The organism is Aeromonas sp. 25-AL00135, assembly GCF_054052385.1.
Genome location: NZ_JBSTYQ010000006.1, coordinates 242279 through 252398 on the forward strand (window position 1 = coordinate 242279; position 10120 = coordinate 252398).

At 56.4% G+C, this 10120-nt stretch carries 8 protein-coding genes; 2 read left to right on the plus strand and 6 right to left on the minus strand.

Features of this window, described 5'->3' with window-relative positions; translation table 11 throughout:
- Positions 1-65 precede the first annotated feature (65 nt).
- From ppiD to tig, 6 genes are all read right to left on the minus strand, one after another.
- Positions 66-1979 carry a peptidylprolyl isomerase gene (ppiD, locus tag ACW5XC_RS07770; protein ID WP_042052859.1) on the minus strand — a complete coding sequence of 638 codons (1914 nt, stop codon included), beginning with the start codon at positions 1977-1979 and terminating at the stop codon, positions 66-68.
- A gap of 150 nt (positions 1980-2129) precedes the next feature.
- Complete coding sequence (gene hupB, locus ACW5XC_RS07775) at positions 2130-2402, minus strand: nucleoid-associated protein HU-beta (RefSeq protein WP_005315375.1); 273 nt, start codon at positions 2400-2402, stop codon at positions 2130-2132.
- A 240-nt stretch (positions 2403-2642) separates the two neighbouring features.
- Entirely contained in the window at positions 2643-4997 is a 2355-nt protein-coding gene (lon, locus tag ACW5XC_RS07780; protein ID WP_005336976.1) for an endopeptidase La, read from the minus strand.
- A gap of 141 nt (positions 4998-5138) precedes the next feature.
- Positions 5139-6413 (minus strand): ATP-dependent protease ATP-binding subunit ClpX, encoded by a 1275-nt coding sequence (gene clpX / locus ACW5XC_RS07785; RefSeq protein ID WP_005336977.1) that lies wholly within the window; start codon positions 6411-6413, stop codon positions 5139-5141.
- Positions 6414-6483: 70 nt separating this feature from the next.
- The gene (clpP, locus tag ACW5XC_RS07790; RefSeq protein ID WP_005336979.1) at positions 6484-7107 is read right to left on the minus strand and encodes an ATP-dependent Clp endopeptidase proteolytic subunit ClpP; all 624 of its coding nucleotides are present in this window, start codon (positions 7105-7107) and stop codon (positions 6484-6486) included.
- Between the two features lie 86 nt (positions 7108-7193).
- Positions 7194-8504, minus strand: a complete 1311-nt coding sequence (gene tig, locus ACW5XC_RS07795; RefSeq protein WP_005345092.1) for a trigger factor — start codon at positions 8502-8504, stop codon at positions 7194-7196.
- A gap of 441 nt (positions 8505-8945) precedes the next feature.
- Between tig and ACW5XC_RS07800 the strand changes: the two genes are divergently transcribed.
- Complete coding sequence (locus tag ACW5XC_RS07800) at positions 8946-9380, plus strand: YccF domain-containing protein (RefSeq protein WP_042052861.1); 435 nt, start codon at positions 8946-8948, stop codon at positions 9378-9380.
- 63 nt (positions 9381-9443) lie between these two features.
- Positions 9444-10034, plus strand: a complete 591-nt coding sequence (gene yfbR, locus ACW5XC_RS07805; RefSeq protein ID WP_042052862.1) for a 5'-deoxynucleotidase — start codon at positions 9444-9446, stop codon at positions 10032-10034.
- Positions 10035-10120: the final 86 nt, after the last annotated feature.

The following is a 10120-nucleotide window of genomic DNA, read 5'->3' on the forward strand; positions in this document are numbered from 1 at the left end:
TCTTGCCCACAGATAAAAAAACGGCTCCATCAAGGAGCCGTTTTCAATGGGTTGTGCAGTGCCGATTACTCGACGGTCGCTTCCACACTGGTGAAGTACTCGATCTTGGCCGCTTTGCGCAGCTCGTCGATCAGAGACTTGTAATCCACCTGAGCTTTGCCCTGACCCAGCTGAGCTTGCAGCATGGCAGCCATACCGGATGCGGCGGCAGGGACGTTGACCTTGTCCAGCGCAACCACAACGCGGTCACCATTGGTCTCGGCAACCAGAGCCACGCTCGGCTTGCCGTCGATCGGATGGGGCAGCGTGAACGCCTGGGCAATCAGGTTCTGATCCAGCTCGCGATCGAAGCGGGCAACCCCTTTGTGGGTCTCCACTTTCAGACCGAGTGCAGTCAGATCGGCTGTGATGCTCTCACCGACTTTCAGCTTGTCCAGCAGGCCCTGGGCCTTGCCACGGGCCACTTCGCTAGCCTTGTCATGCTTGATGGCGGCAATCACCTGCTCTTTCACCTCGGCCAGCGGCTTGACCGCTTTGGGCTTGTGACCCGTGATATGCAGCACCAGCGCCTTGCCGTCAGCCAGCTCGATCACGTCGGAGTTGGTGTTGTCATCGCGCAGCTGTTCGGAGAACGCCACGGAGAGCACCTTGGGATCGTTCAGCGGAGCCGGAGCAGTCGCCTGGGTGAAGAAATCGGAAGATTGAACCTTCATCCCCATGGCGTCAGCGGTCAGATCCAGCGAGTCAGGGTTTTCGAAGCTGTTGTCAGCCATCTTCTGTTGCTCGGCGAAGAACTTCTCCTTGGCCTTGTCAGCTTGCAGACGAGTGATGGTCTCTTCTTTCACATCGGCAAACGGCTTGGTCTGGGCTGCTTCAACCCCCAGCAGCTTGATGATGTGGAAACCGAACGGGCTCTTCACCACGCCGGAAAGATCGCCAGCCTTGTTCAGGGCGAACGCGGCTTTCTCGAAGGCCGGATCCATCACCCCTTTCTCGAACCAGTCCAGCTCGCCGCCTTTTTTGGCAGAGAAAGTATCGGAAGAGTTAGCCTTGGCCAGCGCGGCGAAATCATCGCCCGCCTTGGCTTTGGCCAGCACGGCTTCAGCCTTCTGCTCTGCCGCTTTCTCATCCTTGCCAAACGGGATCAGGATGTGAGCCACGTGGCGACGCTCGGCACGCTGGAACAGATCCTGGTGCTGATCGTAGTAATCCTGGGCATCCTGCTCGGTGACCTTGATATCCTTGGCGAGGTTGGCAGCGTCCAGCAGCAGATAGTCGACCTTGACCTGCTCGTCGTTCATGAAACGAGCGCCATTGGTCTTGTAGTACTGCTCCAGCTCGTTGTCGGAGACCTGAACGTCAGCCATGTAGTTGGCAGCAGCCAGACGCACCAGACGCAGATCGCGAGTCTGGTTGTAGAGCTTGTCGAGCTGCTCCGCTTCGCCCTTGAGGGAGAATTCGGTGCCCAGCAGGGCGCTCATCAACTGTTGACGCACCATGTCCTGACGCAGGGAGTCACGGAACATTTCAGGAGTCATGCCGGCACGACGGATCAGCTGCAGATAGCGGTCATTGTTGAACTTGCCATTCTCGGCAAACTCCGGCATGGCCACGATGGCTTGCTTGATCTGTTCATCGCTGATGCGCAGACCCAGTTCACGGGCCTTGCTGTCCAGCAGAGCCTGATCGATCAGGCGATCCAGCACACCGCGACGGAACTGTTTCATGTAATCGGGGTTCGCGGCCAGCTGGCTGAATGCCTCTCCCATCTGGGATTCCATGCGGGCGCGCTCGTTACGATAGGCATTTTCCAGTGCCGCAGCACTGATCTCGGTGCCATTGACGGTGGCGGGGGCGGTACGGGCCGGGCCGTTCAGGTAACTACCTACACCAGCCAAGGCAAAGGAGAGGATGATCAGGCCCAAGATAACCTTGGCTACCTTGCCCTGCGCCCCTTCGCGTAGTTTATCCAACATCATGTTTGTACTTATGCTCCCGAACTCGATGGGCGTAAACAATAAAAAGGCGCACCGATTGCGATGCGCCTTGGTCAATCAGTATGAGAGAAGACTCTCTAACTTGTCTGGTCTGCGACCAAGGACGGTAGCCGACGGATATCAGCGACCGACTTAGTTAACAGCGTCTTTCAGGGCCTTACCGGCTTTGAAGGCAGGAACTTTACCAGCAGCGATTTCGATGGTCGCGCCAGTCTGCGGGTTACGGCCTGAACGGGCAGCACGCTCGCGTACAGCGAAAGTACCGAAACCAACCAGAGCAACCTGGTCACCCTCTTTCAGCGCTTCACCAACAGCATCAATGAAGGCATCCAACGCACGGCCAGCGGCAGCTTTGGAGATATCGGCACCGTCTGCAATCTTGTCAATCAGTTGAGATTTATTCACTCTTATATTCCCCTTTTATCAAACACCGCTGCGGCGCTGATTTCCCTGGCCACAACAAGTGGAGGTTTTATAGCAAGCCTCCTGATCAGTTGCAAGTGACAATCTGGCGCAAACCCGCGCCACACAACGCATTGCGACTCATCACGAGTACCCGATCGGTGGTCAAGGCTACTTCCGTTATCGGGCGCATGCAAGCCTTAACCACCCGCCGAATGCGCCAAATTTGCGGCGCATCAACATTTACACGACAGAAACGCGCTCAAACCCCTGTGGATTGTCCTGCAACGCCAATTCCAGCACCTCGTCAATCCAGCGAACCGGATAAATTTCAAGGTCTTGTTTGACGTTTGCCGGGATCTCCTCAAGGTCACGCTCGTTCTCTTTCGGAATAAGCACTCGCTTGATGCCGCCACGATGGGCTGCCAGCAACTTCTCCTTGAGACCACCGATGGGCAGCACTTCGCCGCGCAAGGTGATCTCCCCTGTCATCGCCACATCAGCACGAACTGGATTACCGGTCAAGCTGGAGACCAGCGCAGTACACATGGCGATACCGGCGCTAGGACCATCTTTCGGGGTTGCCCCTTCCGGTACGTGCACGTGGATATCGCGCTTCTCGTAGAAGTCGGCGTTGATGCGCAGCTTCTCGGCACGGGCCCGTACGACTGTCATGGCCGCCTGGATCGACTCCTGCATCACGTCACCAAGGGAACCGGTATAAGTGAGCTTGCCCTTGCCCGGCATGTTGGTGGTCTCGATGGTGAGCAGATCGCCCCCCACTTCGGTCCACGCCAGACCACACACCTGACCCACCTGGTTCTGGTCGGTGGCCTTGCCGTAATCGAAACGCTGCACCCCGAGGAACTCCTTGAGGTTCTCCTGATTGACCTGAACATGCTTGATGCTCTTGTCCAGCAGGATGCGCTTGACCGCCTTGCGACAAATCTTGGAGATCTCGCGCTCCAGACTCCGCACCCCCGCCTCGCGGGTGTAGTAGCGGATCACTCCGACCAGGGCAGAATCTTCGATGGTGATCTCGGACTCTTTCAGGCCGTTGCGCTGGATCTGCTTGGCAACCAGATGCTGCTTGGCAATGTTGAGCTTCTCATCTTCGGTGTAACCGGAGAGGCGGATCACTTCCATCCGGTCCAGCAAGGGGCCCGGGATGTTCATGGAGTTGGAGGTGGCCACGAACATGACGTCCGACAGGTCATAATCCACTTCCAGATAGTGATCGTTGAAGCTGTTGTTCTGTTCCGGATCCAGCACTTCCAGCAAGGCGGATGCAGGATCGCCACGCATGTCCGAGCTCATCTTGTCGATCTCGTCAAGCAGGAACAGCGGGTTCTTCACGCCGACTTTCGCCATCTTCTGGATGAGCTTGCCGGGCATGGAACCAATATAGGTACGGCGGTGACCGCGGATCTCCGCTTCGTCACGCACCCCACCGAGGGCCATCCGCACATATTTGCGGCCTGTCGCCTTGGCGATGGATTGGCCCAGCGAGGTCTTGCCTACACCGGGAGGCCCAACCAGACAGAGGATAGGGCCCTTGAGCTTGTTCACCCGTGCCTGTACCGCCAGATATTCGAGGATGCGATCCTTGACCTTCTCGAGGCCATAGTGATCGGCATCCAGCACCTCTTGCGCCTTGCCAAGGTCTTTCTTGACCTTGGAGCGCGCCTTCCACGGCACCTGTACCATCCAGTCCACATAGCTGCGAACCACGGTAGCCTCGGCGGACATGGGAGACATCATCTTCAGCTTGGCGAGCTCGGCCTGGGCCTTTTCACGGGCATCTTCCGGCATGCCAGCCTCTTCAATCTTGCGATTGAGGGCTTCAAACTCATCCGGGCTATCTTCCAGCTCACCCAGCTCTTTCTGGATGGCCTTCATCTGCTCGTTGAGGTAATACTCGCGCTGGCTCTTTTCCATCTGCTTCTTGACGCGAGTACGGATGCGCTTCTCAACCTGCAGCAGGTCAATTTCCGACTCCATCATCGCCATCAGGAATTCGATGCGCTCGGAGACAGAGACGATCTCCAGCACCTTCTGCTTGTCTTCCAGCTTGAGCGGCATGTGGGCCGCCATGGTGTCAGCCAGACGCGCAGCATCGTCGATCGCCGATATCGAGGTCAGTACCTCGGGCGGGATCTTCTTGTTGAGCTTGATATAGCCTTCAAACTGGCCGATGGCGGAGCGAACCAGTACTTCCTGATCCTTCTCCTCAATGGCTTGGGAGGGGATGTACTGAGCCTCGCAGACAAAGAAATCTTTGTCGTCGATCATCCGCTCCAGGCGGGCACGCTGGCCCCCCTCTACCAGCACCTTGACGGTGCCGTCCGGCAGTTTGAGCATCTGCAGAATATTGGCCACTGTCCCGACGGTGAAGATCTCCTCCACAGTCGGCTCATCGGTTGACGCATCCTTCTGGGCCACCAGCAGAACTTTCTTGTCCTGCTCCATGGCCGCTTCCAGACAGCGAATGGATTTTTCCCGCCCCACAAAGAGTGGAATGACCATGTGGGGATAAACCACCACGTCACGAAGAGGCAGGACGGGAATCTCGATGCGTTCTGAACGCTCTAGGTTCATATATGTCCTCTCGGCTTGTTATACCGTTGGCAAAGCGCTTGGCTGAGTATATGGGGGCGCAGAGATGAGATTCAATCGCCGAAACCGTAAAAAGCATGAAAGGGGCAAAAAGCCCCTTCCATTTGATTAAAAATCAGACATTTACTCTGATGCAGCAGCCTGGGTTTCGGGATTTTCGTAGATCATCAAGGGCGCAGAGTCCCCTTTGATCACGGTCTCGTCGATCACCACCTTGCTGACCCCTTCCAGAGAAGGCAGGTCATACATGGTATCGAGCAGCACGGCTTCCACGATGGAACGCAGACCACGAGCACCGGTTTTACGCTCCATCGCCTTGCGAGCAATGGCGTTGAGTGCGTCGTCACGGAACTCCAGCTCAACCCCTTCCAGATCGAACAACGCAGCGTACTGTTTGGTCAGCGCGTTTTTCGGCTCTTTCAGGATCTGGATAAGGGCAGACTCGTCCAACTCGGTCAGGGTCGCGACCACCGGCAGGCGGCCGATGAACTCGGGGATCAGACCATACTTGATCAGATCTTCCGGCTCTACCTTGGCGAAGGTCTCGCTCAGGGTGGCCTTGGCATCCTTGGATTTCACCTCGGCGCCAAAACCGATACCGGTTCCCTTCACGGAACGCTGCTCGATCACCTTGTCCAGACCAGCAAAGGCACCGCCGCAGATGAAGAGTATCTTGGAGGTATCAACCTGCAAGAACTCCTGCTGCGGATGCTTGCGACCACCTTGCGGCGGCACGGAAGCGATGGTCCCTTCGATCAGCTTGAGCAGTGCCTGCTGCACCCCTTCCCCGGAGACATCGCGGGTGATGGAGGGGTTGTCCGACTTGCGGGAGATCTTGTCGATCTCGTCGATATAGACGATGCCACGCTGGGCCTTCTCTACGTCGTAGTCGCACTTTTGCAGCAGCTTCTGGATGATGTTCTCCACGTCCTCGCCCACATAACCAGCTTCGGTCAGGGTGGTCGCATCGGCCATAGTGAACGGCACATCCAGCAGACGAGCCAGAGTCTCGGCCAGCAGGGTCTTGCCGCTACCGGTCGGGCCAATCAGCAGGATGTTGGATTTGCCGAGCTCAACACCACTGTTTTCGCCGCTGTTGCGCAGACGCTTGTAGTGGTTGTAGACGGCTACAGCCAACACCTTCTTGGCGTACTCTTGCCCGATCACATAGTCATCGAGATGAGCGCGGATCTGATGAGGGGTTGGCAGCTCGTTACCATCGCGCTTGGGCGAGATCTCGCGGATCTCTTCGCGGATGATGTCGTTGCACAGCTCAACGCACTCATCACATATGTAGACGGAAGGGCCAGCGATCAGCTTGCGCACTTCATGCTGGCTTTTGCCGCAAAAAGAGCAGTAGAGCAGCTTATCACCCTCACCCTTGCGTTTCTCTGTCATTCAGCAACCTCGTTTTATCAATAGAGGATGGATCGGCCTGTTGAGTTTACAACAGACCGGGACACCCTGCTCAGCTACGCTGGCTCAGGACACCGTCTACCAGACCATAGGCCACGGCCTGCTCGGCGGACATGAAGTTGTCACGATCGGTGTCACGCTCGATGGTAGCCATGTCTTGACCGGTGTGGAACGCCAGGCGCTCGTTCAGGGTATTTTTGATCTTCAGGATCTCCTGGGCGTGGATCTGGATATCAGATGCCTGCCCCTGGAAGCCACCCAGCGGCTGGTGGATCATCACGCGGGCATTAGGCAGGCAGAAACGCTTGCCCTTGGCACCGCCAGCCAGCAGGAAGGCACCCATGGAGCAGGCCTGCCCCATGCAGACGGTGCTGACATCCGGCTTGATGAACTGCATGGTGTCATAGATGGACATGCCCGCAGTCACCGAACCACCCGGTGAGTTGATGTAGATATAGATGTCCTTGTCCGGATTCTCGGACTCGAGGAACAGCAACTGGGCAACCACCAGATTGGCCATGTGATCTTCAACCTGACCAGTCAGGAAGATCACCCGCTCTTTCAGCAGACGGGAGTAAATATCGTAGGAACGTTCACCCTTGGCAGTCTGTTCGACCACGATGGGGACCAGCGCATTGCTGGGAGAATCGGTCATATCGTTATAGTTCTTGTACATAAGGCATTGTCCCTAAAATAAAATGGCCCGAGTGGAGATCACACGAGCCATTATACTTAACAGTCTTGACCTTAAGTCAAATGTTCTTAGGCAGCGGCGCCAGACTTGTTGATCACTTCGTCAAAGGCAACTTCTTTTTCGGTCACTTGCGCTTTGGACAGGATCAGGTCGATGGCTTGATCTTCTACTGCCAGGTTACGAACGCCGTTCAGCATCTGTTCGTTCTTCTGGTAGTACTCGATCACTTCCTTCGGATCTTCGTAGGCAGTCGCCATGGACTCGATGATGCTGTTTACACGGGCATCGTCAGCCTTGATCTCGTTGGTGCGGATCACGTCACCCAGCAGCAGGCCTACGCGTACACGACGCTCGGCTTGAGCCTGGAACAGTTCAGCCGGCAGCTCGGGAGCGTTGCCGCCCTGGAAGCCACCGAAGCGCTGCAGAGCCTGCTGACGCAGTGCGTCGATCTCTTGAGCAACGGCAGCTTTCGGCAGGTCGATTTGGTTGGCTTCAACCAGACCGTTCAGAACCTGCTCTTTCACGCTGTTTTTCAGGGCTTGAGCCAGTTCGCGCTCCATGTTCTTGCGCACTTCGGCTTTCAGCTCTTCAACAGAACCGCTTTCGATACCGAAACGCTTCACGAACTCTTCGGTCAGCTCAGGCAGGATCTGCTCTTCAACCTTGATCAGCTTGGAAGCGAACTTGGCTTCTTTGCCTTTCAGGTTTTCAGCGTGGTAGTCAGCCGGGAAGGTCACTTCGATGGTGAACTCGTCGCCCGCTTTCTTGCCCAGGATGGCGTCTTCGAAGCCCGGGATCATGCGGCCAGCGCCCAGCACCAGGTTGAAGCCTTCAGCTTTGCCGCCGTCGAACTCTTCACCGTCAATGGAACCGACGAAGTCCATGGTCACACGCATGCCATTGGCAGCGGCAACATCGGCATCAGCCCAGGTAGCGTGCTGCTTGCGCAGGGTGTCGATCATGTTGGCCAGATCTTCATCCTTCACGGTCGCAACCGGCTTCTCGACCTTGATGGTCTCGAGACCTGCAACTTCGAACTCCGGATACACTTCGAAAGTGGCGGTGAATTCGAAATCCTGACCTTCTTTGATCTCTTTCGGATCCATGGTCGGGGCACCGGCCGGGCTCAGTTTGTTTTCGATGATGGCTTTGATGAAATTGCTCTGCATCATTTCATCAGCAACGCGGGCGTGAGCCATGGCGCCGAACATCTTCTTGATGATGGCAACCGGAGCCTTGCCAGGACGGAAACCGTCGATGCGACGAGTTTTGGCCAGGCCATTCAATTCTTTACGCACAGCGGCGTCTACGGTAGCGGCCGGTACAGTGATGGTAAGACGGCGTTCCAGACCCTGGGTTGTCTCTACAGAAACTTGCATTCTTCTACCTCGTTCAACTCAGCACTGTGTGCTGACCCTTTATTGCCCCTGGGCAAAGCCCGGAGTCTTCCTGTTTATAAAGACAACGATATGTCTTTGTGATGAGAAAATATGACGCGGCATTATAGCGGCGCACTTTGGTCGAGTCGAGCCACACATCCCCCACATTGAGCGGCGTGCAAGCACAATTCGTGCAAAACTGCCCTTTATATGGGGAGAGAGGCCCTCTAGTTCAACCATCCAGTGAGGATAATTTTGCGTTTGCTCACCTTTTTTCATCCGAACGCCGCTTTATTACCCATTTTTCGCCGATAAACAGGTCACCGTTGCGGACGACGACTCAATTTGACCAGCCAAATGGCGATTGGGCCAATCAACCATTGCGTCCCTACCCCTCCCTCGTTATGGTGGCAACCAAATTGATGATCTGGAGTCACTCACATGGTCTTTTTCCGCTTCTTGTTCAATCTGCTCTGGTTTGTACTGGGAGGTGTCTTTATGGGCCTGGCCTGGTGGCTGGCCGGTCTTGTCTGCTTTATCTCGCTGGTCGGCATCCCCTGGGGACGTGCCTGCTTCGTGATCGGCACCTTTACCTTCTTCCCGTTTGGCAAGCAGGCGGTCAATCGCAAGACCATGACCGGCCAGAGCGATATCGGCACCGGCACGCTGGGACTGATTGGCAATATCCTCTGGTTCGTGCTGATCGGTGTCTGGCTGGCCATCGGCCACATCGCTTCCGCGCTGGCCTGCTTCGTGACCATTATCGGTATCCCGTTCGGTATCCAGCACCTCAAGCTGGCGCTGATCAGCCTGGCGCCCATTGGCCAGATGATTGTGACCAATCAGGAGGCGGAATCGGGCCGCTATATCCGCTAACTGCGGGAAATGCGCGGGCAGACTAGGGTCTGCCCTTTTCTATTCTCTTTTGTTGAGGCCATCATGTTACCCAGTCACTTTTTCGCCAATCTCGCCCGCATGAAACTCATCTATCGCTGGCCCCTGATGCGCAACATCCAGCCGGAAAACATTGCCGAGCACAGCCTGCAGGTGGCCATGGTAGCCCATGCCCTCGGCATCATCAAAAACCGGCTGTTTGGCGGCAGCGTGAATGCCGACCGCGCCGCCGTGATGGCCCTCTATCACGACAGCAGTGAGGTGCTGACCGGCGATCTGCCCACCCCGGTCAAATACTTCAATCCCGAGATCGCCCGCGAGTACAAGAAGATAGAACTGGCCGCCGAACAGCGGCTGCTTGGCATGCTGCCGCCGGAACTGGTAGAGGATTTTCGCCCGCTGCTCGATTCGGCAGCCCAAGATGGCGAGCTGGCCAGGCTGGTCAAGGATGCCGATACCCTCTGCGCCTATACCAAGTGTCTGGAGGAGATCAACGCCGGCAATCGGGAGTTTGAACCAGCTCGCAAACGCCTCGAAGCCATGCTGGAAGCGCGGATGAGCGATGAGATGCGCTACTTTATCGACACCTTCGTAGCCAGCTTCTCCCTGCCACTCGATGAGCTTAACGCTCACTAAGCCAGTCTACATGACCTGAAAACAGAAGGGCCCGCCCGGGGTGGACCGGGGGGGCGGGGGTGTTTTTTTTGGGCTATTATAGGGGG

Excerpts from the sequence above, each read along its gene's own strand:
- ppiD (WP_042052859.1), bottom strand. The coding sequence starts at position 1,979 with ATGATGTTGGATAAACTACGCGAAGGGGCGCAGGGCAAGGTAGCCAAG.
- lon (WP_005336976.1), bottom strand. The coding sequence starts at position 4,997 with ATGAACCTAGAGCGTTCAGAACGCATCGAGATTCCCGTCCTGCCTCTT.
- clpX (WP_005336977.1), bottom strand. The coding sequence starts at position 6,413 with ATGACAGAGAAACGCAAGGGTGAGGGTGATAAGCTGCTCTACTGCTCT.
- clpP (WP_005336979.1), bottom strand. The coding sequence starts at position 7,107 with ATGTACAAGAACTATAACGATATGACCGATTCTCCCAGCAATGCGCTG.
- tig (WP_005345092.1), bottom strand. The coding sequence starts at position 8,504 with ATGCAAGTTTCTGTAGAGACAACCCAGGGTCTGGAACGCCGTCTTACC.
- ACW5XC_RS07800 (WP_042052861.1), top strand. The coding sequence starts at position 8,946 with ATGGTCTTTTTCCGCTTCTTGTTCAATCTGCTCTGGTTTGTACTGGGA.
- yfbR (WP_042052862.1), top strand. The coding sequence starts at position 9,444 with ATGTTACCCAGTCACTTTTTCGCCAATCTCGCCCGCATGAAACTCATC.